The sequence below is a fragment of the Cupriavidus sp. SHE genome (assembly GCF_000812445.1).
GTDB classification, from domain to species: domain Bacteria; phylum Pseudomonadota; class Gammaproteobacteria; order Burkholderiales; family Burkholderiaceae; genus Cupriavidus; species Cupriavidus metallidurans.
Genome location: NZ_JWMB01000016.1, coordinates 63,964 through 89,735, shown reverse-complemented (window position 1 = coordinate 89,735; position 25,772 = coordinate 63,964). Strand labels below are relative to the sequence as shown.

General features: G+C 63.1%; 26 protein-coding genes. 11 read left to right on the top strand and 15 right to left on the bottom strand.

Annotation, left to right across the window (positions count from 1 at the left end):
- Window positions 1-152: 152 nt before the first annotated feature.
- The 3 genes from RN01_RS07885 (at window position 153) to RN01_RS07875 (ending at window position 1,558) form a co-directional block, all read left to right on the top strand.
- The gene (locus RN01_RS07885; RefSeq protein WP_008651272.1) at window positions 153-434 is read left to right on the top strand and encodes an HU family DNA-binding protein; all 282 of its coding nucleotides are present in this window, start codon (window positions 153-155) and stop codon (window positions 432-434) included.
- Between the two features lie 154 nt (window positions 435-588).
- Window positions 589-1,074 (top strand): acyl-CoA thioesterase, encoded by a 486-nt coding sequence (locus RN01_RS07880; protein WP_017515742.1) that lies wholly within the window; start codon window positions 589-591, stop codon window positions 1,072-1,074.
- A 7-nt stretch (window positions 1,075-1,081) separates the two neighbouring features.
- Window positions 1,082-1,558: a CreA family protein gene (locus RN01_RS07875; protein ID WP_011519181.1), complete on the top strand. Its 477-nt coding sequence runs from the start codon at window positions 1,082-1,084 to the stop codon at window positions 1,556-1,558.
- Between the two features lie 65 nt (window positions 1,559-1,623).
- On the opposite strand, the gene RN01_RS07870 is transcribed toward RN01_RS07875, so the two are convergent.
- The 3 genes from RN01_RS07870 to RN01_RS07860 form a co-directional block, all read right to left on the bottom strand.
- Window positions 1,624-3,435 (bottom strand): class I adenylate-forming enzyme family protein, encoded by a 1,812-nt coding sequence (locus tag RN01_RS07870; RefSeq protein ID WP_024569399.1) that lies wholly within the window; start codon window positions 3,433-3,435, stop codon window positions 1,624-1,626.
- 25 nt (window positions 3,436-3,460) lie between these two features.
- Window positions 3,461-4,225 (bottom strand): SDR family oxidoreductase, encoded by a 765-nt coding sequence (locus RN01_RS07865; protein WP_008651283.1) that lies wholly within the window; start codon window positions 4,223-4,225, stop codon window positions 3,461-3,463.
- Window positions 4,226-4,414: 189 nt separating this feature from the next.
- A complete protein-coding gene (locus RN01_RS07860; protein ID WP_017515094.1) occupies window positions 4,415-5,293 on the bottom strand; it encodes an arylamine N-acetyltransferase in 879 nt (292 codons plus the stop codon).
- Window positions 5,294-5,436: 143 nt separating this feature from the next.
- Between RN01_RS07860 and RN01_RS07855 the strand changes: the two genes are divergently transcribed.
- Together RN01_RS07855 and RN01_RS07850 are read left to right on the top strand one after the other, a co-directional pair.
- The gene (locus tag RN01_RS07855) at window positions 5,437-5,934 is read left to right on the top strand and encodes a DUF962 domain-containing protein (protein ID WP_017515093.1); all 498 of its coding nucleotides are present in this window, start codon (window positions 5,437-5,439) and stop codon (window positions 5,932-5,934) included.
- A 256-nt stretch (window positions 5,935-6,190) separates the two neighbouring features.
- Window positions 6,191-6,664: an HU family DNA-binding protein gene (locus RN01_RS07850; RefSeq protein WP_008651289.1), complete on the top strand. Its 474-nt coding sequence runs from the start codon at window positions 6,191-6,193 to the stop codon at window positions 6,662-6,664.
- 124 nt (window positions 6,665-6,788) lie between these two features.
- Here the strand turns inward: RN01_RS07850 and RN01_RS07845 are convergent, their stop codons facing one another.
- On the bottom strand, window positions 6,789-7,781 hold the full coding sequence (locus RN01_RS07845) for an isopenicillin N synthase family oxygenase (RefSeq protein WP_024569397.1): 993 nt from the start codon (window positions 7,779-7,781) through the stop codon (window positions 6,789-6,791).
- 239 nt (window positions 7,782-8,020) lie between these two features.
- The gene (locus RN01_RS07840) at window positions 8,021-8,527 is read right to left on the bottom strand and encodes a GNAT family N-acetyltransferase (protein ID WP_024569396.1); all 507 of its coding nucleotides are present in this window, start codon (window positions 8,525-8,527) and stop codon (window positions 8,021-8,023) included.
- An 87-nt stretch (window positions 8,528-8,614) separates the two neighbouring features.
- Here RN01_RS07840 and RN01_RS07835 point away from each other — a divergent pair, with 87 nt between their 5' ends.
- Window positions 8,615-9,307 (top strand): NnrU family protein, encoded by a 693-nt coding sequence (locus tag RN01_RS07835; protein WP_017515410.1) that lies wholly within the window; start codon window positions 8,615-8,617, stop codon window positions 9,305-9,307.
- Window positions 9,308-9,358: 51 nt separating this feature from the next.
- On the opposite strand, the gene RN01_RS07830 is transcribed toward RN01_RS07835, so the two are convergent.
- Together RN01_RS07830 and RN01_RS33835 are read right to left on the bottom strand one after the other, a co-directional pair.
- Window positions 9,359-9,784, bottom strand: a complete 426-nt coding sequence (locus tag RN01_RS07830) for a cupin domain-containing protein (RefSeq protein ID WP_024569395.1) — start codon at window positions 9,782-9,784, stop codon at window positions 9,359-9,361.
- Window positions 9,785-9,861: 77 nt separating this feature from the next.
- A complete protein-coding gene (locus RN01_RS33835) occupies window positions 9,862-9,984 on the bottom strand; it encodes a hypothetical protein (protein ID WP_017515412.1) in 123 nt (40 codons plus the stop codon).
- A gap of 367 nt (window positions 9,985-10,351) precedes the next feature.
- Here RN01_RS33835 and RN01_RS07825 point away from each other — a divergent pair, with 367 nt between their 5' ends.
- Complete coding sequence (locus RN01_RS07825) at window positions 10,352-11,932, top strand: isocitrate lyase (RefSeq protein ID WP_024569394.1); 1,581 nt, start codon at window positions 10,352-10,354, stop codon at window positions 11,930-11,932.
- 139 nt (window positions 11,933-12,071) lie between these two features.
- On the opposite strand, the gene kdgD is transcribed toward RN01_RS07825, so the two are convergent.
- Entirely contained in the window at window positions 12,072-12,986 is a 915-nt protein-coding gene (gene kdgD, locus RN01_RS07820; RefSeq protein WP_008651303.1) for a 5-dehydro-4-deoxyglucarate dehydratase, read from the bottom strand.
- Between the two features lie 419 nt (window positions 12,987-13,405).
- Between kdgD and RN01_RS07815 the strand changes: the two genes are divergently transcribed.
- Together RN01_RS07815 and garD are read left to right on the top strand one after the other, a co-directional pair.
- A complete protein-coding gene (locus tag RN01_RS07815; protein WP_008651304.1) occupies window positions 13,406-14,767 on the top strand; it encodes an MFS transporter in 1,362 nt (453 codons plus the stop codon).
- Between the two features lie 16 nt (window positions 14,768-14,783).
- The gene (gene garD / locus RN01_RS07810) at window positions 14,784-16,376 is read left to right on the top strand and encodes a galactarate dehydratase (protein ID WP_024569393.1); all 1,593 of its coding nucleotides are present in this window, start codon (window positions 14,784-14,786) and stop codon (window positions 16,374-16,376) included.
- A gap of 66 nt (window positions 16,377-16,442) precedes the next feature.
- Here the strand turns inward: garD and RN01_RS07805 are convergent, their stop codons facing one another.
- The 3 genes from RN01_RS07805 to RN01_RS07795 all read right to left on the bottom strand — a co-directional run bounded on the left by RN01_RS07805 (window position 16,443) and on the right by RN01_RS07795 (window position 18,876).
- Window positions 16,443-16,811 (bottom strand): 5-carboxymethyl-2-hydroxymuconate Delta-isomerase, encoded by a 369-nt coding sequence (locus RN01_RS07805; RefSeq protein ID WP_024569392.1) that lies wholly within the window; start codon window positions 16,809-16,811, stop codon window positions 16,443-16,445.
- A 97-nt stretch (window positions 16,812-16,908) separates the two neighbouring features.
- Window positions 16,909-17,733, bottom strand: coding sequence for an IclR family transcriptional regulator (locus tag RN01_RS07800; RefSeq protein ID WP_011519168.1), 825 nt, complete (start codon window positions 17,731-17,733; stop codon window positions 16,909-16,911).
- A gap of 273 nt (window positions 17,734-18,006) precedes the next feature.
- Window positions 18,007-18,876 (bottom strand): AraC family transcriptional regulator, encoded by an 870-nt coding sequence (locus RN01_RS07795; protein WP_017513422.1) that lies wholly within the window; start codon window positions 18,874-18,876, stop codon window positions 18,007-18,009.
- A 140-nt stretch (window positions 18,877-19,016) separates the two neighbouring features.
- On the opposite strand from RN01_RS07795, the gene RN01_RS07790 reads away from it, so the two are divergent.
- A complete protein-coding gene (locus RN01_RS07790; RefSeq protein WP_017513423.1) occupies window positions 19,017-19,562 on the top strand; it encodes a carboxymuconolactone decarboxylase family protein in 546 nt (181 codons plus the stop codon).
- A gap of 138 nt (window positions 19,563-19,700) precedes the next feature.
- On the opposite strand, the gene RN01_RS07785 is transcribed toward RN01_RS07790, so the two are convergent.
- The 3 genes from RN01_RS07785 to RN01_RS07775 all read right to left on the bottom strand — a co-directional run bounded on the left by RN01_RS07785 (window position 19,701) and on the right by RN01_RS07775 (window position 22,679).
- Window positions 19,701-20,351, bottom strand: a complete 651-nt coding sequence (locus RN01_RS07785) for an HAD domain-containing protein (protein WP_011519165.1) — start codon at window positions 20,349-20,351, stop codon at window positions 19,701-19,703.
- A 334-nt stretch (window positions 20,352-20,685) separates the two neighbouring features.
- The gene (locus RN01_RS07780; protein ID WP_017513424.1) at window positions 20,686-20,886 is read right to left on the bottom strand and encodes a hypothetical protein; all 201 of its coding nucleotides are present in this window, start codon (window positions 20,884-20,886) and stop codon (window positions 20,686-20,688) included.
- Window positions 20,887-21,074: 188 nt separating this feature from the next.
- Window positions 21,075-22,679, bottom strand: coding sequence for a methyl-accepting chemotaxis protein (locus RN01_RS07775; RefSeq protein WP_017513425.1), 1,605 nt, complete (start codon window positions 22,677-22,679; stop codon window positions 21,075-21,077).
- A 299-nt stretch (window positions 22,680-22,978) separates the two neighbouring features.
- On the opposite strand from RN01_RS07775, the gene RN01_RS07770 reads away from it, so the two are divergent.
- Complete coding sequence (locus RN01_RS07770) at window positions 22,979-24,811, top strand: phosphodiesterase (RefSeq protein ID WP_051385282.1); 1,833 nt, start codon at window positions 22,979-22,981, stop codon at window positions 24,809-24,811.
- 20 nt (window positions 24,812-24,831) lie between these two features.
- Here the strand turns inward: RN01_RS07770 and RN01_RS07765 are convergent, their stop codons facing one another.
- On the bottom strand, window positions 24,832-25,617 hold the full coding sequence (locus RN01_RS07765; protein WP_017516015.1) for a response regulator transcription factor: 786 nt from the start codon (window positions 25,615-25,617) through the stop codon (window positions 24,832-24,834).
- Window positions 25,618-25,772: the final 155 nt, after the last annotated feature.

Here is a 25,772-nt window from a genome sequence, read left to right as displayed (position 1 = left end):
AAGTCTTGCCACAGAACGATTTCCGGCAGTTTTCGTTGCATTGGTGCCACTGGGGATTGCCCAAGGCACAAAGGGCAGATTAGACTGCGCCGATCGGACTTCTGCCATGCGGTAAAAAGTCCGGTGACGACGACCAACAAGGGAAATCAGCCATGAATAAAGGTGAACTGGTATCGGCCATCGCCGCGGAAGCAGAACTCAGCAACGCCGCCGCCGAGCGCGCGCTGAACGCTGCGCTGGACAGTATCAAGAAGGCAGTAGCCAAGGGCGACTCGGTCACTCTGGTGGGTTTTGGCAGTTTCAGCTCGGGCAAACGTGCTGCCCGCACCGGTCGTAATCCGCGCACCGGCGAAACGATCAAGATTCCTGCGGCCAAGACCGTGAAGTTCTCGGCAGGTCAGGGTTTCAAGGACGCTGTGAACAAGAAGAAGTAAGCACATCGCGTCTGAGAAGCAAAGAAAGCGGCCTGCGGGGCCGCTTTTCTTTTGTCGAAAGTTTCTTGCATGGCTGGGGTGGGCCGGGCTCCCATTCACGCACGCGGCGAGTTACACTGCCGGCGCCTGAATGCCCGAATCTGGATTTCCTGCGATGAACGATCTGTCCCACCAGCTTTCCATGACCGTGCTGATGACGCCGGACATGGCCAATTTCTCCGGCAATGTCCACGGCGGCACGATCCTGAAATACCTCGATATGGTGGCCTACGCCTGCGCCAGCCGCTATGCCGGTCGCTACGTGGTTACGCTGTCGGTGGACCAGGTGATGTTCCGCCAGCCGATCCACGTGGGCGAACTCGTGACGTTCCTGGCTGCCGTCAACTTCACGGGCCGCAGCTCGATGGAGATCGGTATCAAGGTGGTGACCGAGAATATCCGCAGCAAGGTCGTGCGCCATACCAATAGCTGCTACTTCACGATGGTCGCCGTTGACGACAACGGTGCGCCGGCCGAGGTGCCGCCGCTGCAGCCGCGTGACGAAGTGGAGCGCCAGCGCTTCGAAGCCGCCAAGCAGCGACGCGCGCTGCGCCAGGAAATGGAACGTCGCCACGACGAGATCAAAGGCTCCACGCCGTGACCCCGACATGACCAGACTTCGTATCGGCATGGCCGCGGGCCTTGCCATCGGTATGCTTGCCTGCGCGGCACAGGCCGAAGAGATCGGCAGCGTTTCCACCAATTTCCGCATGACCGGATCGGACAAAGTCGTTATCGAGGCTTACGACGATCCGCAAGTCGACGGGGTGACCTGCTACGTCTCGCGCGCCCGGACCGGCGGCATCAAGGGGACGTTCGGCATGGCCGAAGATCCGCCAGAGGCGTCGATCGCCTGCCGCCAGGTGGGGCCGATCACGTTCAAGGGTCCGGTGAAGGCGCAAGAGGATGTGTTCTCCGAGCGCATGTCGATCCTGTTCAAGACGCTGCACGTGGTGCGCGCAGTGGACCGCAAGCGCAATACGCTGGTCTATCTGACGTATTCGGATCGGATCGTGTCCGGCAGCCCGCAGAACTCGGTCACTGCCGTGCCGGTGCCGGCGGGGACGCCGATTCCGGTGAAGTGATATTCAGAGATTGAGGGTTTGCGCCCCTCTCCCGTTTGCGGAAGAGGGGGCGTCACCTCAGACAATCAAGCCGCGAACAGCTTCCTGAGGTTCGACTTCAGGATTTTCCCGTTCGGATTCCGCGGCAGCATCTCCTCCAGCACGATCACGCGCACCGGCACCTTGAAGGCCGCCAGACGCGCGCGCACGAACTCCTGCAGTTCGGCCTCGGTTGCCTTCATGCCAGGCTTCAGGCTGACCACCGCGCCGGGCTCCTCCCCCAGCGTGCGGTGCGGAATGCCTACCACCGCCGCATCCATGATGGCCGGATGATCGTATAGCGTGCTTTCCACCTCGATGCAGTAGATGTTCTCGCCGCCACGGATCAGCATGTCCTTCATGCGGTCGACGATATAGAGGAATCCGTCCTCGTCGATACGCGCCACGTCGCCAGTGTGCAGCCAACCGTCGACGAAGGTCTTCGCGGTTGCTTCGGGCTTGTTCCAGTAGCTGTGGACCACATTGGCGCCGCGCACCAGCAACTCGCCGACCTCGCCGGGCGGGAGTGCCCGGCCGAATCCATCGTCGATCTTCATCTCGCAGATCGGCAGCGCCGGGCCGGCACTGTCGGGACGATGGATGTATTCCTCGGCGCTGTGGCTTGTGAACGTGGCTGACGTTTCCGTCATACCCCAGCCGATGCCCGGTGCGGCATGTGGGAATACCTCCTTGATCCGGCGCACGAGTTCCGGTGAGGCGGGGGCCCCACCATAGTTCATGTTCTCGAGCGACGACAGATCGAACTCGCCGCGCTGAGGGTGCTCCAGAATCTGCCACGCGATGGTCGGCACGCCACCCGCGCCGGTGCAGCGCTCCGCCTGAATCAGTTCCATGGCGCGCAGCGTGTCCCAGCGATAGAGCAAGACGATCTTTCCGCCGGTGGCGAGCGTGCCATTCAGGATGGACATGCAGCCGGTGACGTGAAAGAACGGCACCGCCAGCAATCCCCCTTTCTGTGGGGCGTCCGGATTCGGTTCCGGCACCGGCTCGCCACGGCGCAGCAGGTTGCGCAGTGGGCTGAATTGCGCGCATACGGCCACCGTGCAGGCATTGCGGTGCGTGCCGACGGCGCCTTTTGGCTTGCCCGTGGTGCCGGACGTATAGAAGATCGTTACGTCATCGTCCGGATCCAGGGGGACGACCGGGAGAGATTGCGAGGGGAGTGCCGGCCACGCATCCGATTCACCGATCACCGATGCCAGCGGCACGATACGCGGGTCGTCGAAGGTCGCATTGGCGGGGGCGCGCACGACGTAGATCCGTTCGAGATCGGGGCAGGCTGCCAGATGCTCCGTGATGCGATCCAACCGTTCGTAGTCGACGATGGCAACGCGGCTGCCCGAATCGGCCAGGCCATATTCCAGCTCGGGACCGGTCCACCACGCATTGAGCGGGGTGACGATGGCGCCGGCGAGAATTGCCGCGTAGAACGCCACAGGCCACTCGGGCAGGTTGCGCATGGCCACGGCCACGCGGTCGCCCTTGTGGATGCCGTCGCGTACCAGTTGCTGGGCCAGCGTCGTGGCCGCCTGCGCGAACGCGCGATAGCTGACGCGCTCCTCTTCGTAGACCACGAAGGTCTTGTCGCCCCAGGCTGCGGCGATCAAAAACAGATCGCGCAGCGTTGGTGGCGCATTCTTCCAGACCGTGGTCGGGATGCCCCGGATCACGCGCGTCTCGGTTTCGAACGGCGCGCCCGGCGCGGTCAGCCGGGCGTGCGCTTCGGCCAGGGACATGACCGGCCATTGGCCGGCGCCGGCGCCGGCCTCCGGCGGCCGGGATTGCTGCGTCTGCTGCTGGTGCTGTTGGTGCTGCTGTTGCTGCGGTTGTTGCGACATGCATGGCCTCCCGCAAAAACAATCGTCAGATGGTAACGCCCCCGTCAACAACCAGTGCCTGGCCCGTCATGAACGTGCTGGCGGCGGAAGCCAGATAGCAGGCCGCGCCCGCGATTTCCACCGGTTCACCGATGCGGCGCAGCGGCGCGTTCTCGGTGGATTGCTTGTAACGCACCGGATCTTCCCAGAGGGCACGTGCGAAATCGGTCTTGATCAGGCCCGGGGCAATGCAGTTCACGCGTACGTTGTGCGGCCCGAACTCCACGGCCAGATTGCGGGCCAACTGGAAATCGGCGGCCTTGGACACGTTGTAGACCCCGATCGTGGGCGAGCCGCGCAGGCCACCGATCGACGACACGATGATGATCGAGCCCTCGCGGCGTTCGATCATCTGCGGCGCCACCATCTGGATCAGCCAGTGGTTAGAGATCACGTTGTTGTCGAGCACCTTGCGGAACTGCTCGTCGCTCACGCCACTCATCGGGCCATAGTAGGGGTTCGATGCCGCGTTGCAGACCAGCACGTCGACCTTGCCGTAGACGCGATTGGTTTCGTCCACCAGATGCTGCAGTGCATCCTTCGACGAGATATTGGCGGCCACGGCCAGCGCGGTGCCTGCGCCGTGCTTGGCGTTGATGGCGTCGACGACTTCCTGGCAGGCCTCGATCTTGCGCGAGGAGACGACGACCTTCGCGCCCTGGATGGCAAGCTGCTCAGCGATGGCCCGGCCGATGCCGCGCGAAGAACCGGTGATGATGGCTACTTTGCCCGACAGATCGAACAATGACATGGCGTCTCCTGTTGTTTGACAGCGGTCATTGCCGCTGTCTGGATGGGTGATTGGCCGGGACATTATGGGCAGGCGCCAGGACTCAGTCCATAACGAAAGCGGTGCCAGGATGCCTGTATCAGCAAACTTTCTGCGGGCAATTCACGCGATGCATGGCGTGTGCCGCTGCGCGGAATGGCAGCCGGGTCTCTATCCGAGCACCGCTGGCAGTCGTGCCGCCAGCGCGGCGCGCAAGGCGGGATCGAGCCGGATCTGGAAGCGCGTTGCCAGCGTGTCGATCACGGCGTCGGCCGACGCCAGGGCGGTTTTTCGCACGCTGCCGTCGGGCGAGCGCTCGCTCAGGTTGCCATTGGCGAGCGCGAGCCGGGTGTCGCCGTCGGTACGCGCGGCCATCAGCGTACGGGTGAAGTGGCTGTCTGGATGCGTGGAGACGTACCAGTTTCGCGCGATGAAATCGATCCAGGGCTGCGGGGTCAGGTCGAAACGGTAGATCGGTTGCCAACCCGAAGCGTCGTCACTGACGTCGGGCACCGTCAGATCCAGGCAGTGAAAACCCGTACCCGTCAGCGCGTTTGCCGGGGAGGGTTGCAGACGATAGGGCGTGTTTTCATCCGGCGGCAGCGATAGCGACAGGGCGCGGTCCGGCGTCGGCCCGCCGAAGCCCACATCGGCGATATAGCTTTCGTGCGCCACTTCCACGCGCAGGAGCATGTGCGACAGCCCCGTCGGCGTGGCTTCCGGCACATGCCAGCGCACACGCGCGGCCAGTGGCGTCACCGCATAACCGAGTGCCTTGAGGCCGGCGCAGAGCAGGGTGTTCTGCTCGAAGCAGTAGCCGCCGCGGCCCTGCGCCACGAGTTTTTCGAATACCGAGGGCAGATCGATCGACACCCGGCGGCCGAGCAGCGCATCGAGATTCTCGAACGGGATATGCGCGAGTTGCGCCGCGATCAACGTGTTCAGCAACGGTAGCGCGGGGGCGTCGGGAACTGCTGCGATGCCGAGGCGTCGCAGCCAGGCGGCCAACTGGTCGGGGTGGAGAGCGGGGATTTCGTCGGCGGCAAGCATGGTGGGGTGCTGGCGGGAATTAGTAGGGGCGCTCGAACGGAAGGGGGGACGCTACCGAATCGCACGGGACGTGACTACTATAAGGCCGCAACGGCCGCGATGCGAACCTTGCGCCAAAGCATAAAAAAACTACGGAGACGCCCGTGAAAACCCTGATCGATCACCTGTCGAACTACGCTGCCTATCACCGTGATACCCGCAACGTCGTGACGCATTTCATCGGTATCCCGATGATCGTCCTGGCCGTGACGGCGCTGCTTGGACGGCCCGCGCTGCCGCTTGGTGACGGCGCTCGATATCTGACGCCGGCGATGATCGTCTACGCGCTTTCGTGCCTGTTTTACCTGCGCCTGTCGTTCGCTTTCGGCGTGGCGATGGCCGTGATTCTGGCGTTTTTCGTATGGGCTGGCGCATGGCTTGCGGCGTTGCCGACGGCCGCATGGCTGGCATCTGGCATCGGTCTGTTCGTCGCGGGCTGGGTCATCCAGTTCGTCGGGCATTACTTCGAAGGTCGCAAGCCGGCCTTCGTCGACGATCTGGTTGGTCTGCTGGTGGGGCCGCTTTTCCTCGTCGCGGAGACGGCTTTCGCGCTTGGCCTGGCGCGTGAAACGCGCGATGCGATGCTGGCGCACGCGCATTGAATGACCCGAAAACGCGCCGTCGCGCGACGCTCGCGGAATGCGAAAGTGGGGGGACGTAACGCTCCGCAGCGTGTTTGCTGATGCAAACCAGCTACAAAACACGGGGTTTTCACTTGGTTTGCCCTACGGCATGTACGAAAACCCCTTTACTTCTGGCCGTTTCCGCTATGATTCAGTGCGTACCGGCACTGACGTTCAGCAACATGCCAAACGTTGCGATCGGCCGGCACACTATCTTCAACTCTCGTATATAGACATGGCGACCAAAGCGAAACCGACCGCGAAGACCGCAACCAAGCCCGCTGCCAAGAAGGCCGCGGCACCCAAGGCACCCGTGAAGGCACCTGTGAAGGCTGCTGCCAAGAAGGCCGCTCCGGCCAAGAAGGCTGCTCCCGCCGCTGCCGCGCCGACTCCGAAGCCGCTGAAGGACACCTTCAACAAGTCGAGCCTGGTCGCTCACCTGGTAGCCCAGACCCAACTGGAAGCCAAGGCCGTGAAGACGGTGCTGGCACACCTCGAAAACACCATCGTCAGCGCACTGAACAAGAAGGGTGCTGGCGAATTCACGCTGCCGGGCCTGCTGAAGGTGACCGCACAGCAAGTGCCGGCCAAGAAGAAGCGCTTCGGCAAGGATCCGTTCACTGGCGAAGAGCGTTGGTTCCCGGCCAAGCCGGCCAGCGTCAAGGTCAAGGTGCGCCCGCTGAAGAAGCTGAAGGACGCTGCGGCCTGATCGCCCGCATCTTTGGTAGTCGTCAGTCCGGTGCCGATCGCTCGGCGCCGGGCGACTTGAAACCCCGTGCCCGAAAGGCCCGGGGTTTTTTGTTGGGCGGGCGGGATCGAGCGGGATCAGTGCCTCAGTAGGCCTTGAAGTTCGCAGCGACTCTTTGCCGCAGGAAATCACCTGCCGTAATCGCCGGATACCGCTTCGACGGCCCTTCGATCACCGCATCGCGGTTGGCCTGGCAGAAGAACGCAAGGCTGTAGCGCGGGCCCATGTACTCTCCTGGCGCGGGATTCCGGACGCGATGGAAGTTCGACGGCAGGCGGTCGTCGCTCCAGCGCATCAGCATGTCCCCGATGTTGCAGGTGACCACGTCCTCGATCGGCGCGATCGGGGTCCAGGCCTGGGCATCCATCTCCTTGCCGGGACACACCTGCAGACCACCCTGGCCTTCGCGCTGGAACAGTAGCGTCAGGCAGTCGAAATCGGTATGGGCGCCGGCGCGCCACAGGTCGAGCTTGTCCTGCGCCTCGGGTGGAATCGCGTAGTAATGCAGCAGCCGCAGCGTGCTCTGGTAATCCGGTGCGGCCGGGTCATGCGCGCGCGAGAAGAAGTCGGTGTCGAAGCCGAGTCTGTCGGCGAAGCAGGACAGCACCTTCATTCCCACGTTCCAGCATTGCGCCTCGAATTCGAGCATCGTCTGCCGGAACCCGGGCAATTCGGTCTCCGCAGGCCAGAGTGGTGCCATGTGCGGGCGCGTGATCTGATAGGACTCCTTCTGGTCCGGGGTGCCGGTGGATGGCCTTACCTGCGCGCGAGATTCCCAGCCCGCGTTATTGGCTTTCTGCAATGGATACCGGGCTTTTACCGTCTCCGGTAGTGCGAAGAACTGTTCGGCCATGGCAAATGCCCGCCGTATGGCAGTCAGGTCGATACCGTGGTGCCGCAACTGGAAGAAGCCGATGTCGGTGGCGGCACCCCAGAGCTGATCGGTAATCTCGGGCTTGCGGGTGTCGAAGTCCGAGAGGTCGATGCAGCGGATCTCGCGCGTGTCGGTTTCGGAGCCATGGGCGCCCATGCGTGATTCGCGGGCAAGCTCGTGGAGGGGAAGGGTGGCGTTGGTCATGGGTGTCCTGGTTCGGGAATGTGGGCCGATCGGTCCGTCCCGGGAGCAAGACACACGCATATCGCGGCAATGCGGCTCTCGACTTCCGGGATGGACACGGAACTCAAGAGCAATTTCCTGCCGCCCCGGTGCCTGGAAAGGGCGGGGCGGTTGAACGCTTCTACTCTTCGATCGCAGGTGATGCAGGATTCGGGCCAGCCGGCACGCGCCCCGGTTCACCAGATTGGCGCGGCCGACGGTTACTCCGTGGCGTTGAATGCATCGTGATAGCGCACGGTGCCCACCGGCACGTCGGGCCCGAAGGCAAGGGTCTGGAAATACTCCTGCGGTACGCCGGGCAACACCAGCCGGGAATCGGCCTGGAAGCCGAATCTGCCGTAATAGGCCGGGTCCCCCAGCACGACGCAACCACGTCCGCCACGGCGCCGCAACTCATCAAGCGCCGCCAGCATCAGCACCGAGCCAATGCCCCTGCGCTGCCGATCTGGCGATACCGAGACCGGCCCAATGCCATACCAGCCCGAATTGCCGGAGGAAATGGTGACAGGCGAGGCCGCAACGTGGCCGACGATCCCGCTTTCATCCTCGGCCACCAGCGAGAGCGTCAGGCATCCGGCACGACGCAAGCCGTTGATGATGAAGGCTTCGGTGTGGCTCGAGTGGGTCTCGCCCCTGAACGCCGCTTCCGTGAGTTGGGCGATGGTTTCAACATCCTCGGGACGCTCGGTCCGGACGGAGATGGTCATGCAGTTTTCCTCATTGATGCTCTCGCGGTGGACATCAACCATACTGCAATACGGTCAACCAATCATCCAGATTGCGGGAGGCGGGAAATGGGAAGCATTGGTGCGGTGGTGGTGGCGTCAGTCGCCTTCGTGGGCAGTCATTTCCTGCTGTCTCATCCGTTGCGGGGAACGCTGGTTCGCGCGGTCGGCGAAAAGGGGTTTCTCGGCATCTATTCGCTGGTCGCCTTCCTGACGCTTGGGTGGATGGTGATGACCTACAAGCGAGCGCCGGTCTCGTCACCGCTGTGGGTGCCTGGCGACGGGACATGGGCGGTGGTGACGGCGGTCATGCTGATCGCCTCGATCCTGCTGATGGGATCCCTGATCCGAAATCCGGCGTTGCCCACAGTTGGCCGCCCGGGCGCCTTCCCGGAGGCTGCGCGCGGCGTGTTTGCGGTGACGCGTCATCCGATGATGTGGGCCTTCGCGCTCTGGGGCGTGTGCCATATCGCTGTGTATCCGGTGACGAGGAACATCGTGGTCGCGCTGGCAATGATCGTGCTCGCCCTTGTGGGCGCCGCATTGCAGGACCAGAAAAAGGAACGGCTGCTGCCAGACCGCTGGCCGGACTGGGAGGCCAAGACGAGCTACCTTCCATTTGCGGCGATCGTCACCGGCCGGGCTCGGCTGGCCGGATTTGGCTCGCACGCGCTCCTTGGTGGGCTTATCGTCTGGCTCGCGGCGACCTGGGCCCACCTGCCGCTCGCCGGGATTGCGGCGGGCATCTGGCGGTGGTTGTAGTCGCCGCGGGATTACAACAACGTACCGCCCCGGCAAATGCCGGAGGGCGCGTCAAATCCACTGGTCGTTCTCGACGGTGCGCTCGCCCGCCGCACCGTCACCCGTGTTCACCACGCCTCGCGGCTCGATCAGCAGCAGTTTGACTTCCGCGTTCGCGCAGGGCTTGTGCTCGACGCCCTTCGGCACCACCGCCATCTGCCCGGCACGCAGCACGATCGACCCGTCGCCCGTGGGTCCCGTCCGGAAGTCGATGCGCAGTTCTCCTTCCAGGACGATGAAGGTTTCGTCGGTGTCGGCATGGCGGTGCCACTGGAACTCGCCCTCGACCTTCACGACCTTGAACTGATAGTCGTTCATTTCAGCGACGACGCGCGGTTGCCAGTGACCGTCGATCAGCGCGATCTTGTCGATCAGGTCGATGGCCCGGCACTGGCCACGGTCGGCATGCATGGTGGGATGTTTGGGGGCTTGGGGCATCGTTCTCTCCGCTCAAATGTTGACGATTCGAGCTTACGCACGATCCACGCGACGGCATTGAACGATCGTGGGTGTGCTCAGCCGCGTTGCATGTACCCGGCGACTTGCAGCCAGCGCCCTGGCGTCAGTCCAAATGTCTTCGAGAAGTGCCGCGTCATGTGGCTCTGATCGGCAAGCACCAGGATTCTCGCACGGAGCATCGACATCTCCGCTGGCGCATGACGCCGTCCTTCAACTGCGTCTGAAGGACCCAGACGCATCTATATCAGTGCGCCAGCCATCTGCGGCGACCCTTTCCCCGGGAACTGAAAGCACATTTCATATTGCGAAATCCCCGGAAAATTTCACCACTGGCTTCTTTTCGTTCTCCGAAAACTCGTTCCACATCGCAAAAAATAGAGCTTATCTCTTTGAAAAATAAGGATAAATTAACTCTTATGTCTTATATAAGACCTTGCCGCGATGCATCAAAAACCCCCTACAATTATTTCCACGCTGCTTGCTTCGACACCCGTAGCGGCACAGGCAAACACTTCTTCAAACACGCTTCACTCTTAGGAAACTCGTATGGCTCAGTATCAAGACGACATCAAGGCAGTTGCTGGTTTGAAAGAGCAACACGGCAGCGCGTGGAATGCCATCAACCCCGAGTATGCCGCTCGCATGCGTGCCCAGAACAAGTTCAAGACGGGTCTGGACATCGCCAAGTACACCGCCAAGATCATGCGCGCCGACATGGCCGCCTATGATGCGAATCCTTCGAAGTACACCCAGTCGCTCGGTTGCTGGCACGGTTTCATCGGCCAGCAGAAGATGATTTCCATCAAGAAGCACTTCAAGAGCACCGAGCGTCGCTACCTCTACCTGTCGGGCTGGATGGTCGCTGCGCTGCGCTCCGAGTTCGGCCCGCTGCCGGACCAGTCGATGCACGAAAAGACCTCGGTCAGCGCGCTGATCCGCGAGCTGTACACGTTCCTGCGCCAGGCTGACGCACGTGAACTGGGCGGCCTGTTCCGCGAACTGGATGCCGCCACCGGTGCCGCCAAGGCCGCCATCCAGGAAAAGATCGACAACCACGTCACCCACGTGGTGCCCATCATCGCCGACATCGACGCTGGTTTCGGCAATGCCGAAGCGACGTACCTGCTGGCCAAGCAGTTCATCGAAGCCGGTGCATGCTGCATCCAGATCGAGAACCAGGTGTCCGACGAGAAGCAGTGCGGCCACCAGGATGGCAAGGTTACCGTGCCGCACGAGGACTTCCTGGCCAAGATCCGCGCGATCCGCTACGCCTTCCTCGAACTGGGCGTGGACGACGGCGTCATCGTGGCCCGTACCGATTCGCTGGGCGCAGGCCTGACCAAGCAGATCGCCGTGACCGCCACCCCGGGCGACCTGGGCGACCAGTACAACTCGTTCCTGGATTGCGAGGAACTGTCGGCCGACCAACTGGGCAACGGTGATGTCATCATCAAGCGCGACGGCAAGCTGCTGCGTCCGAAGCGTCTGCCGAGCAACCTGTTCCAGTTCCGTGCCGGCACGGGCGAAGCACGTTGCGTGCTGGATTGCGTCACCGCGCTGCAGAACGGCGCCGACCTGCTGTGGATCGAAACCGAAAAGCCGCATATCGCCCAGATCGGTGGCATGGTCAGCGAAATCCGCAAGGTCATCCCGAACGCCAAGCTGGTGTACAACAACAGCCCGTCGTTCAACTGGACCCTGAACTTCCGCCAGCAGGCCTACGACGCGATGAAGGCCGCGGGCAAGGACGTGTCGGCATACGAGCGCACCCAGCTGATGAGCGTGGAATACGACGACAGCGAACTCGCCAAGATCGCTGATGAGAATATCCGCACGTTCCAGGCCGATGCATCGCGTGAAGCCGGTATCTTCCACCACCTGATCACGCTGCCGACGTACCACACCGCCGCGCTGTCGACCGACAACCTGGCCAAGGAATACTTCGGCGATCAGGGCATGCTGGGCTACGTGGCTGGCGTGCAGCGCAAGGAAATCCGTCAGGGCATCGCCTGCGTCAAGCACCAGAACATGTCCGGCTCGGACATCGGTGACGACCACAAGGAATACTTCAGCGGCGAAGCTGCCCTGAAGGCGGCTGGCAAGGACAACACGATGAACCAGTTCTGATCTGGGTCGTACTCCTAAGCAAGCTTTAGGCAGAACGCCAACCCTTCGCGGGTTGGCGTTTTTTTTATTTGGCGACGCGCAAAAAAAAGAGCCGACGAATCGGCTCTGTCCAAACTCTCAACGTGACGACCTGAGAAACTTACTGCGGTCCAAGCTTGCGGATCAGCGCGTCCAGTCGTGCCATTTCGTCTTCGGTCAGATCGGTCAGCGGCGCGCGCACCGGACCGGCATCGTGGCCAACCAGCTTGGCGCCAGCCTTGACGATCGACACCGCGTAGCCTTGCTTGCGGTTGCGGATGTCCAGGTATGGCAGGAAGAAATCGTCGATCAGTCGACCCACCGTGGCGTGGTCGTCAGCGGCAATCGCGCGGTAAAACTCCATCGCGGTCTTCGGGATGAAGTTGAACACGGCCGACGAGTAGACGGGCACGCCCAGCGCCTTGTAGGCGGCGGCATAGACTTCGGCGGTAGGCAGGCCGCCCAGGTATGCGAGCCGGTCACCAAGCTTGCGGCGAACGCGCACCATCGCCTCGATCTCGCCCACGCCGTCCTTGAAGCCGATCAGGTTGGGGCAGCGGTCGACCACGCGCTCCAGCAGGTCGGCGCCGATACGGGAGTTCGCGCGGTTGTAGACGATCACGCCGATTTTCAGCGCCTTGCAAACCTCTTCGATGTGGTTGGCGATGCCTTCTTCGCTGGCTTCGGTCAGGTAGTGCGGCATCAGCAGCACGCCGTGGGCGCCCAGGCGCTCGGCTTCCTTCGCGTATTCGATCGCCACGCGGGTCGGGCCACCGGCACCGGCAAGAATGGGTACCTTGCCCCGGCAGGTTTCCACCGCGGTGCGGATCACGTTCGAATAGTCTTGCTGCGTCAGCGAGAAGAACTCACCCGTGCCGCCGGCGGCGAACAGCGCCGACGCACCGTAGGGCGCCAGCCATTCCAGGCGCTCGATATAGGTATCGGGGCGGAAGTTGCCTTGCGCGTCGAAATCGGTGATAGGGAAAGAGAGCAGGCCTTCCGAGATGATCTGCTTGAGTTCTTGCGGTGTAGTCATGTCACGCTTCCTGATCGCCACATGGCAGATGGCGGTTGGTGGGGAACAAGGTGGGTTATGGCCTCGTTCCATCTGGTCGATGGCTTCGAGATAAGTCATCGTACAACTATAGCGAAAAGCGCGCAAGCATCGACAGGGAAGTCCGAGGGAAAACCCCGGGTTTGACTGCTTCGGAAGCACGCCGGTGGCCAAATGGAAAGTGACGGCCTGGAGAGTGAATTACCCTGAGAGCCCGCAAACAGGCTGAAAGAGGGTGATATGCGTCGGACTACGGAGTCGGCAAATGCGCGGAGTAGGGGTAAACGCGCACTGCATTCATCCGAGCCTCGTTCTTATAATTCCAGTCGTATGACGACATATCTCAAGCCGGTCCAGAAGCACTCCCGCATCCAGGAACCAGGGCTGTGAGGAGACCTCTCATGAATGCCACCCCCACCACAGGCGCTGCAGCCGCATCCACCGCGCGGCGCACCAATGTCCGTTACTGGATTCTCGCGCTGATTTTCATCGTGACCACGGTCAACTACGCGGATCGTGCCACGCTGTCGATTACCGGGCCCGCGATGCGCGAGGAATTCGGTTTCTCGGCGGTCCAGATGGGCTATATCTTCTCGGCCTTCAGTTGGTCGTACGTGATGGCGCAGATTCCTGGCGGCTGGCTGCTCGATCGCTTTGGCGCCCGGCGCATCTATGCCGTGAGCATCTTCCTCTGGTCATTCTTCACGCTGCTGCAGGGGTGGGTCGGCATCTTCGCCTCGATGGGAGCAACGATGACGGCGCTCTTCATGCTGCGTTTCGCCGTGGGCCTGGCCGAGTCCCCGGCATTCCCGGCCAATGCAAAGGTGGTGGCAAGCTGGTTCCCGACCGCCGAGCGCGGCACCGCGTCGGCCATCTTCAACGCCGCGCAATACTTCGCAGCCGTGGTGTTCACGCCGCTGATGGCGTGGATCGTCCACAGCATGGGCTGGCATCACGTCTACTTGTGGATGGGCATCATGGGCATGCTGCTGGCGATGCTCTGGCTCAAGGTCATGCGCAGCCCGGTCACGCATCCGGCTGTGAATCGCGCGGAACTTGAGCACATCGAGCAGGGCGGTGGCCTGATTCACATGAATGAAGGGGCAGGCAAGTCAAAGCAGGGCGCCAATCCCGCTGGCTGGTTCTATGCCCGGCAGTTGCTGTCGAACCGGATGCTGGCCGGGGTCTATCTGGGCCAGTACTGCATCAACGTGCTGACGTACTTCTTCCTCACGTGGTTTCCGGTGTACCTGGTGCAAGCGCGCGGCATGTCGATCCTGAAGGCGGGTTTCGTCGCGTCCCTGCCGGCCATCTGCGGCTTTCTCGGCGGCGTGCTGGGCGGCGTGATCTCCGACCACTTGCTGCGCCGCGGCTACTCGCTGACCATCGCCCGCAAGGTGCCGATCGTGGCGGGCATGTTGCTGTCGGTGTCCATGATCGCCTGCAACTACGTGGATGCCGAATGGCTGGTGGTGGGCATCATGGCGCTCGCGTTCTTCGGCAAGGGCATCGGCGCGCTGGGCTGGGCCGTGGTGGCTGACACTGCGCCCAAGGAAGTGATCGGCCTGGCGGGCAGCATCTTCAACACGTTCGGCAATATCGCCGGCATTGTGACGCCGATCGTGATCGGCTATATCCTGAGCGCGACAGGCTCGTTCAACGGCGCGCTGGTGTTCGTGGGTATCAATGCCCTGGTCACCGTGCTGAGCTATCTGGTGATCGTCAAGGACATTCGCCGCGTCGAGCTGAAGCACCCCCAATAAGGAAGGAATCCCCAACATGTCGGACTTGTCGGTACAAAACGCGCAGGGCCAGGCCGCCGAACGCGCGCCGCTCTACATCCGCATTCACGCCAACGACAACGTGGCCATCGTCGCCAACGACGGCGGGCTGCCAGCCGGCTCGGTATTCCCGTGCGGTCTGACGCTCGTGGAGCGCGTGCCGCAGGGCCACAAAGTGGCGCTGGTGGATCTAAAGAAAGGTGACGCGGTTACGCGCTACAACGTGACCATCGGCTACGCCTTGCAGGACCTGCCGCGCGGCGCGTGGGTCAACGAGCGCGTGATTGAAATGCCAACCGCTCCGGGACTGACCGATCTGCCGATCGGCACACGCGTGCCCGAGCCGCTGCCGCCGCTGGAAGGCTATACGTTCGAGGGTTTCCGCAATCCGGACGGATCGGTCGGCACGCGCAATATTCTGGCGATCACGACCACGGTGCAGTGCGTGTCCGGCGTAGTGGAGCACGCGGTGCACCGGATCAAGACCGAGCTGCTGCCGCGCTATCCGAACGTCGACGACGTGATCGGCCTCGAGCATACCTATGGCTGCGGCGTGGCGATCGATGCGCCCGACGCGATCGTGCCGATCCGCACGCTGCGCAATATCGCGCTGAATCCGAACTTCGGCGGCACCGCCATGATGGTGAGCCTGGGGTGCGAGAAGCTGCAGCCGGAACGCCTGATGCCGCCGGGCACAATCCCGATCCAGACCGGCGCCGGCGAGGTGCAGGTGGGCGTGGTTTGCTTGCAGGACGACAAGCACGTGGGTTTCGCGTCGATGATCGACTCGATCATGGCGATGGCCGAGACCCATCTGCAGACCCTCAATGCCCGCAAGCGCGAGACGGTGCCCGTATCGGAACTGGTGGTGGGCGTGCAGTGCGGCGGTAGCGATGCGTTCTCCGGCGTGACGGCCAATCCGGCTGTCGGCTTTGCCACAGACCTGCTCGTGCGCGCCGGCGCGACCGTGATGTTCTCGGAAGTGACCGAGGTCCGCGACGGTATTGACCAGCTCACTGCCCGCGCCGCTACCCCCGAGGTGGCCGAAGCGATGATTCGGGAAATGGACTGGTACGACCGCTATCTGGACCGTGGTCGCGTCGATCGCAGCGCCAACACGACGCCAGGCAACAAGAAGGGTGGCCTGTCGAATATCGTGGAAAAGGCCATGGGTTCGATCGTCAAGTCGGGCAGCGCGCCGATCTCGGGCGTGGTGTCACCGGGCGAGAAGGTCAAGCAGAAGGGCTTGATCTACGCGGCGACCCCGGCCAGCGATTTCATCTGTGGCACGCTGCAACTGGCTGCCGGCATGAACCTGCACATCTTCACGACGGGGCGCGGCACGCCGTATGGTCTGGCCGAGGTGCCCGTGATCAAGGTCGCAACGCGCAGCGATCTGGCGCGCCGCTGGCACGACCTGATGGACGTGAACGCAGGCCGCATCGCCACGGGCGAAGCCACGATCGAGGATGTGGGCTGGGAGTTGTTCCGCCTGATGATCGATGTGGCCAGCGGCCGCAAGCAGACCTGGGCCGAGCACCACAAGCTGCATAACGCGCTGGCGCTGTTCAATCCGGCGCCGGTGACCTGAGTGGTGGTTTGTTGAGGGGTGTCGCCTCTCTCCCGCAGGTGGGGGAGAGGCGGAAGATCGCCAGGCTTAGCCGCCAATGATCTGCTTGGAGTACGTCGCGCGCTCCATTTCCACGACGTTCACAGACACCTGAACGCTCTGCGCCGACGCGCCGGGGCGGACCATTTCCGAGATCGCATTGCACACGAGCTGGCCGAGTTCCTTGCGCACGGCCTGATCACGGCCGTCCAGGATCTGCAGCGTGGCGTGGACAAACGCGCGGTCCACGTTCTCCGTTCCCTGGCGATAGGTGGAGAGCGTCACGCAGCGCGACTTGATATCGGGTTCCTGGAATTGGCCGCTGGACAGCAGCGCGGCGTTCGCCTCGTCGAGCAGCTCCTCTTGAGAGCAGGTCAGACGGGTGTTTTCCGTGAGTTCGATGACGAGATGGGGCATGGAACCGAGTCCGGTTGATGGCGGGAAACCCGCATCGTACGGCATTCCGGTGCGGCGTGCCCGCAACCGTTCCCCATCCCGTCAGTGTTTCGCTCCGTTACCGTGTGACACCGAACGCGGCTTCGATCTTGCGGATATGGTCACGCAGCAGCGGACGCACTTTCTCCAGCAGATGGGCTGGCGGCACGATCGCATTGGGACCACTGCAGCTCAGCGTCATCGGGGGCAATGAGGGCCCCGGCCGGAACGCGTGGGCGATCGAATTGATGTCGGGCAGCCATTCGCCAAACGACGTGGTGCAGCCAAGCCGGCGTTGCTCGTCACGGCTGTTCGCGAGGATGGCTTCGGCTTCGGCAGGGGCGACCTTCTCGTCCGTGCGGAATGCCGTCAGCGCCTGACGCTGCTCGGCTGGCGGCAATGCCACCAGATAGGCACGGCCTGCTGCCGTATTGAGCCCCGATACGCGGCTTCCCACGGCGACGCGCAGAGTCAGGTAGGTCTCGGACTGGCAGTTCTCGAATACCAGCATACGTCCGCGGTCGCGCACGATCAGTGAGGCGACGCCTTGCGACAAATCCGCCAATTCCTGCATGTAGGGCCGCGCCACCGCCAGGACCTCTGCACCCTGTTGCGCGGCGGGCGCCAGCGCCAGTGCGGAACTGCCCAGGCGGTAACGAACGGGGTCCGTCAGGGCCTGGAGGTAGCCAAGTTCGGTCAGCGTGTGGGTCAGTCGCGAAATCGTCGATTTCGGCAGGCCACAGCGCTTGGCGAGTTCGGCATTGCCAAGCTCGCTGTCGAATGCACGAAAGCACGCCAGCACATCCAGACCACGCGCCAGCGCGGTCACGAAATGGCGGTCTTCCTTGCGTTTGCTTTCCTTCGGTGCGGCGGCGATCTCCGCCATTTCGATCACATCTTCCATGGCGTGCTCACTCTTTGCCCGTGGCAAGTTGCACGTGCAGCTTCGCCTGGATGGTGGTGCCTGCGAGCAGGCGTGGTGTTGCGAAAAGGGGGATGGACGCGAGACCAGAACGGTTCGCGGGTACTGCGGTACTACGCATGATGTCTCCGGGTAAGGCGTCCGGTGTTGATGACTCACCGGTATTCGATGAGTCGCATCGTCCCACCGATACTCGGCAATTGTCAACCGCAGCGCGGAATCATAATTCTGCATTGCGGAATTCAAAGGCTGAATCTAGTGCTCGGAGGCTTGCGTCTGCAGCCATTCTCGTGGCGATTTGCCGACTTTGGCCGCGAAAACTCGCGACAGCGCAGAGGGGTTGGCATACCCCAGTTCGTTGGCCAGCAGCTTGATCGGCACGCCATCACGCAGCCGCGCCTGTGCAAGGCTGATACGCCAGCCCGCCAGGTAGTCGGCAGGCGTCTGTCCCACGATTTCGCGAAAGGCGGAGGCGAAGGCGCTGCGCGACATGCCGGCGCAGGACGCCATGCGGTCCAGGTTCCAGGTCTCGCCAGGGGCTTCGTGCATCGCCACCAGTGCGCGGGCCAGTCGCGGATCGGAAAGCCCGGTAATCAGGCCCGCCTGGATGCCTGCATCGGCCGGATGATCGAGCATCCAACGCAGTAGCTGGATCAGCACGACCTCGAACAAGCGGTCTGCCAGCAGCCGCTGGCCGCAGCGGACACGCCCGGTCTCGGCGAACAGCAGCGATAGCGCGGCATCCAGCCCCTCGACCCGCGCCAGCGGCAACACGATCAGCGGGGGCAGGGCCCTCGCAACCGGGTTCATTGCACCTCCGGCGAACTCGAGCGTGGCACAGGTGAACTGCGAGCCTTCGACCGGCGGATTGTGGAAGGTATGGATGACGTGCCGCGGATAGAACAGCAGGGACGGCTCGCGGATTTCCATGCGCCGAGGCAGGCCACGGGCCGAGTGCGAGAGCGTCAGATGGCCTTCGCGCAGCACGTGCAGGAATCCGCGTTCCTTCACATCGAACCGGCTGATCCCGCAGAGCGCCCCGGTATGGAACAGGTGGGCGCGAACGCGGAAGCGTTCCAGCAAGCCGGAGAGGCGGTCAGGAGTGGATTCGATCGGGTGGGACATCTTGATGGATGAATTGGTACGTTTCGTGGACGTATGGTATCCGATCGTGTTGCGCCCGGCGGCATAGTGGAGCCCATGGACGGCACGGCCCGTCCGGTTCCCAGTACCACTCCACTTATCATCCAGAAAGGAGCTTCATCATGACCGCACGTGTTCCCCTCGTAGACCAACGCACTGCTCCGGCCGCAAGCGTGGCTGCCATCGAACAGATCCAGACCGCGTTCGGCGTCGTACCCAATATGTTCCGCGCCGTGGCCAACTCGCCGGCCGCGCTGCAGTCGATGTGGGGCAGCTTTGGCGCGCTCGGTGGTGGCACGATCTCAGCGCAACTGGGCGAGAAGATCGCCGTGGCCGTTGCCGACCGCAATCGCTGTGAATACTGTCTGGCCGCGCATACCGCGCTGGGCCGCAAGGCGGGCGCATCTGCCGAGGAGATGGCCGCCGCCCAGGCTGGGTTGTCGAACGAACCCAAGACGGCCGCCGCGCTGGCCTTCGCGGTGAAGGTCGTGGAAGCGCGCGGGCAGATTAGCGAGACCGATGTGGCATCGCTGCGCAAGGCCGGTTTCGGCGAGGAGGAGATTGTCGAGATCCTGGCACACGTCGCGTTGAACCTGTTCACGAACTACGTCAACGTGGTGTTCAACGTGCCGGTGGATTTCCCGGGCGTGAAGCTGATTGCGCGTTGAGGTTGCGCCGAGATTGCGCTGAGTTTGGGCTGATGTCGCGCGCGGCTGAAAGCCAATGAAAAAAGGGCCGGAATTGCTTGCGGCCCTTTGTCTCTTGCTGCGGGACCGATTGAGCGTCAGTGCTGAATCAGCCCTGAATCAAGCGTGAATGGCACCCGATTCGAGTTGCTTGCCAGTCAGGCTGGCCACCGCGATCGCCATGGCGCGCTCGCGGGCCTCGGCGGCGGCGGGCGCCGGCATGAAGCGCTCCGGTGCCTCGCGTGCCAGTTGCTGCAGATGGCGCAGCTTGGCCTTGAGATCGGGGTCGACGCGCGAATCCGGCGTGATGGTGGAAGGGCAGGCTACACCGAGGATGTCGAGCGCCTTGCGGAAGATGTCGACGGTCAGACCTTCGGCCGGGTTCACCTGTACCAGGTGTGCGCGCTGCTCGTCGGTCAGCGACTCGGGGGCAGCGGTCGAGATGATGACCCATGCGCCCGGAGCCGGGTGTTGCGCGAACCAGGCGTCGATCTCCGCGCCGTGTCCGCCTGCCACCGGCGGCGTCATGCCTTCGACCTGCAGATCCAGCTGCTGGAAGATGGCGGCCGGGGTGCCACGGCGCCAGGCGTCCGAGACCACGACGCGGGCGCCGGCAATGCCGAACAGGCGGCGCAGGTAGCCGAGGGCGATGGGGTCGAAGTACCTGACGTCTCGCAGGGTTCCCGTGTTTGGCGTGCCGCCCAGGCGGGTAGCGGAGCGGTCCGAATACAGGACGCCGGGGACGTCCAGCATGATGAGGCGTTCAGACATGGGATTCCTGTGTTTGTCAGTCGCAGTTAAGCGGTTAAGTTGAATCAAGCGTATCTGGCTTTAGGGTGCGATGGGCTACACAAATTGTGCTCAAGTGCAACAGCCGTGTAACTTGGCCACACAACTCGTAAATGCCGGTTAGCGCTTGATATCAGTTGTTTCGTGCAGACACACTGCCAGGCTGCGGTCCGCATTGTCTCGACAATGTCGACGCGCGGATACAGACCCGATGCACGCCTCAACGAGTGGTTTGGCGGGTCGGTTGACAGGAATTTGAAAGGAAATGTTCGCGGATGTGAAACATTTGATGCATTGCAGGCGAGGGGAATGGCGTTCAGCGCTTGCGCAGCATTTGCATTTCGAAATGTTCGAACGAGTACTGGCACGTGATGCCGCAAAATAATTCGGCTCGCCTGACCGGCTGCTCGCAGGCGTGACAGGTGCCGCAAGGCTTGAGCCGGGGCACCCAATCGCGCCCAGCGTTCTCGAAGTCTTCCAGAAAGCTGCTGTCATCCTGTACGGCTTTGCGTAGCATTCGCTTGTCTCCGCGAGAGGCATTTCCTTGGCCAATGACGCAATGCCTTCGGCCTGTGGGTCATGCTCGCGGGACGTTATGCGTCGGTCAATAGGCGTGTTGTCATTTACGGACGACAAATGCGAAAACTGAAGCCTTGCCCCGGCGTTCGGCACCCTCGGGGCAAGGTATTGCGGCGGTGCGAAACCTCAGAAGCGGAAGCGCGCGACGTCTGCCTCCAGCGCTGCGGCCTGTTGGTCGAGTTGCGCCGCCTGGCCGGACACGGCCTCCACGAGCGTGCCGTTCTGGGCGCTGGTCTGCTCGAGCCGTGTCAGCGCATCGGCGACGTGCCCGATGCCGGACGCCTGTTCGTCGGCCAGCAGGCGCAGTTCTTCGGCAAGGGTGTGGCTGTGATTGACCGCGACATCAATGCCTTCCATGGCGCCCACCACGCGCGTGCTGAGGTCCGCACCGCGTGCGATCTCCTTCGCCGCGTCGCCGACAATGCCGCCGATTTCGCGCGCAGCCGTGGCGCTACGCTGGGCCAACGCGCGGACTTCCTGCGCGACAACGGCGAAACCACGTCCCGCAGCGCCCGCGCGAGCGGCTTCCACCGCTGCATTCAGCGCCAGGATATTGGTCTGGAAGGCAATCCCTTCTATCACCGTGACGATTTCGGAGATGTTGCGCGACTGCGCGTGAACGTTCGCCATGGCGCCGCTCATGTCGCGCACCGACGCCATGCCTGTAGTGGTGGCTTCGCGCGCGCGGCTGGCCATGTCGCTCGACTGCCGGGCCTGTGCGTGCGCCTGCTGAACCAGTTCGGTCAGGCGCGCCACGTTCCCTGCCGCCTCGGCAAGCGCTGAAGCCTGCGTGCCCGTGCGTGCAGCCAGTTCGCGGTTGCCGTTTGCGATACCGTCGCTGGCACTGGAGATTTCATGCGCGCATTGCTGGATGCGCGCGAGCACGCCGGCCAATTGATCGCGCATGCCGGCCAGGAAGTAGAGCAGGCTGCCTTGATCGTGGGCGCCCACGGCGATCCGGGCGGTCAGGTCGCCATTGGCGATGCGATTTGCAACGGCAGCGGCGTCGCGCGGTTCGCCACCGAGTTCGCGTGTCAGGCTACGTGCCGCGATCCAGGCCAGCGCGGCGGCGGCGAGGAAACTGGCGACAAGCAGTACCGCCATCACGGTCTGGGCGGTGACTTGCGCAGCGGCCACGCCGGCAACTGTGTCCGCAGCTTGTTGATCCAGCGTGGACCGTGTCTGTTCGATCAGGCCGGCGAGCTTCTGCAGCTGTTCGCCGACGAAGTGTCCGTCGACCGAGACCGATGAATCGAATTGCAGGGCGTCGAGCGGCTGCTTGCCGATCAGGGCCACGAAGTTGTTCATCAGTTCGCCGGCAGTCGCGCGCTCTTTCTGCAGTGCGTCAGCTTGCTGCGGGGCGGCCGAGCGGACGCCGTCAACAGCCTGGTCGAGCCGGCGCAGCGCCTGGGCGATCTCCGACGCGGCGGTGTCGCGCTCCGCGGTGCTGGTGGCCAGCGTCAGCGACAACTGGGCGCGGCCCAGCGTGGCCAGCGCCGCCTGAGCACGCTCGGCGGAGATCGCGCCGCGCATGTCGCGCTGGTAGAGCGTGTCTGTATCCTGCTTTAAATGAACCAGATTGATGATGCCGGTGAGTCCGACGGCCGCGCCGAAGGCGTAGATCAGCACGAATGCCGCTGACAGCCGCATGACCAGTGGCAGGCGCGCCAGTCCTTGCCACAGGGATTTGCCTCCCAGTCCAGGCAGACCCAGCTTGATGGCTTGCAACACGAGAAACACTCCTTCGGGGCCGCGACCCCCTCATTCCATGACCCGATGCGCTGCGGCATGCCGGCCTCTCGGTCATTCCCTGGGGAGTGCGGGGCGTGGGTCGTGCTGCGGTGCAGCGCGATCGTCGTGCATGAATGTGACGATAACGTGACACCCCCTGAATGGGTGACGTCGTCATACTGGTGACACATTGCTGTCATGAAATGGCGGGCGCTCCATTTATCGTCCGCGCCGAAAGCCGCCTCGTGGTATCACGCCTCCCGGCCGATAACCTGCCATTCAACCCTTATCCGCATGTCATGCTGACCGTCGCCTGCTCGTTGGCCACGGCCCGAGAGGCTGTGTGCCTGCCTTCGCTGCAGGCGGTATTCCAGCCTATCGTGTCGCTGGGCAATGGGGACATTCTGGGTCATGAGGCGTTGATTCGCGGCCCGGCCGCATCGTTGCACGAGATGCCTGACGCCTTGTTCCGACTCGCGCAGGAAAATGGGACAACCGTGGCGCTTGAAGTGGCGGCGGCCCGTACCGCGCTCGATGCGTGGTCGTCGCTGAACCTGCCGGGCAAGCTGTTCCTGAACTTCAGTCCATTGACGCTGCGCCATCTTCTGGTCGGGCGTGGGCACGCCATGGCCGCGTTGCTGGGGGCCGATGGCATTGTCGGCGGCGCGGCGGCCATCGCACCATCCCGGGTCGTTATCGAGATCACGGAGCAGACTGCCATCGGCAATGCCCAGACCTTTGGCCAGGCCATGGCGCTGCTCGGCGAGCTAGGCGTGCATTACGCTCTGGACGATTTCGGTTCGGGACATGCCAATCTCGACATGCTGGCCGATCTGTCGCCGCAGTTCATCAAGCTGGACAAGTCGCTCGTGCGCGGGATAGGTACGTGCTCGCGCCGGCTGGAGATACTGCGCGGGATGTTGCGCATGATGGGAGCATTCGGTGGGCACGTGATCGCAGAAGGCATCGAGCGGGCCGAGGAATTGGCCATGGTGCGGGATCTTGGCGTTTTCGCGGGCCAGGGCTACTTTTTGGGGAGGCCAGTGGCGCAGCCTGACCCGCAAGCGTCGCCGGAGGTGCGGGCTGTGCTGGCCTCGCGTCAGATCGCGGTGTTTCCCCAAGCCTTGCGCTCGGGGTGGTCGGGCATGACAGCCGGGCAACTCCTGCGCCCCGCGCCCACGATTCTTCCCACCACCTCCAATAACGACGTTCTGGCGCGGTTTCACAGCCAGCCCGATCTGCACGCGATGGCAGTGGTGGACGAGGCCATGCGGCCGGTGGCGATGATGAACCGGCAAATCCTGATCGACCGCTACGCCACGCCATTTCATCGGGAACTCTATGGCAGGAAGGCCTGCATCACGATCGCCAATCCGGCGCCAGTTTGCTTCGACCGCCGTACCAGTCTGGAGGATATGGCCGAACTTTTCGCGGGCGAGCAATCCCATGTGCTGGCCGATGGTTTCGTGATCACCGATCAAGGCAGATACGTGGGTCTTGGCACCGTGGCCGATCTGCTACGCGCCACCACCGAGGTACGCATGGAGGCGGCACGCTATGCGAATCCGCTAACGTTCCTGCCCGGCAATATCCTGCTGAACCAGCACGTCGACCGACTCATCACAGCCGGCAGCGCGTTTCATGCGTGCTATGTCGACCTCAACCAGTTCAAGCCATTCAACGATCGCTACGGCTACTGGAAGGGCGACGAAATGCTGAAGGGCGCGGCCGCCATTCTGGCGCAGGCTTGCGACCCCGCGCGCGACTTCCTTGGGCATGTCGGCGGCGACGACTTCCTGGTGCTGTACCAGGGGGACGATTGGGAGGTGCGTATCCGGGACGCCATCGCACGCTTCAACGATGCGGCACTGATGTCGTACTCGTCGACGGATCGTGCTGCTGGTGGTATTCACGGCGAGGACCGGTTCGGCAATCCGGCGTTTTTCGTGCCGGTAACGATGGCCGCCGGCGTGGTCAGTGTCAGTGCGGAAGCAATGGCGACGCTGCGGCTATGCAGTCAGCATATCGGCGCGGCCTCGGCGGTGGCCAAGCGCAGCGCCAAGCGCGCGCCATCAGGCGTTGCGCGGATCGATATCGCCGAACTGGCTGCGCGCGGCGCGCTCAATATCTAGATCTGGATTTTCAGACGGTCTTACGAAAGCAATTTGAACATCCGCGCAGGGGGCGATGACGCGGAGGCCGCGCGAGCGGCAGCGGACAATTCGTGGCGTGCAGCTTGATCGAGGATGTCCAGCCGATACCCCTGGGCATAGACGACGCTGACCGTGACGCCGTTCTCCGCGCACAGGTTCAGGGTACGACGCATTCGCGATACCAGTCCGGCCAGCGCGCGGGAGTAGGGCGGCAAGTCATGCCCCCAGATTGTGTGCTCGATGCGGCGACTGGCCAGAATGCGGCCCGCGTTGGCGAACATCAGCATGGCCAGGTCGAACTCCTTGGGTGTCATCGGAATCCGGTCGCCATTGAGCGTGGCATAGCGACCGGGGTTGCTCAACTCGTATGGCCCGGCGCGCAACGGCATGGCTCCGCGCAAGCGCGTGCCGCTCATGCGCCGGCGCAATGCGGCGATGCGGGCCAGCAGCACACGCGCGGCCAGCGGGCGGAGCACGTAGTCGTCGGCGCCGGCATCGAGGGCCTCGACGAGATCGTCGTCGTTGCTCTCGCTGGCAAAGATCACGATTGGCACGTCGCGGTTGCGCACGGCCCGCACGGTGCGAATCACGTCGATGGCGGAAATGTCGGCCAGCTCACGGTCGATCAGGAGCATCTCGTAGCTGTCATGGCCGAGCCCTTGAATCAGGTCACGTCCGGCGTGAAAGACGTTGCATTGGTAGCCGGCGACGGCAAGGAGTTCCTGCAGCGGATGCAGGGGTGACGAGCTGTTTGCCAGCAGCGCGATGTTCGTTCGGGCATTCATGCGACATTCTCTGGAAAGCGAAGTAAACGCGTTGCAGCGTAGCCAGCGTTTGCAGGGCGAACAATCGGTGTTCCCTTAAATGGATGGCGTTGACGTCGGAATGAAACGAAATCGGGCATCCGGCGGCGACGCGTGCGTGGTGTCCGTTATCCACA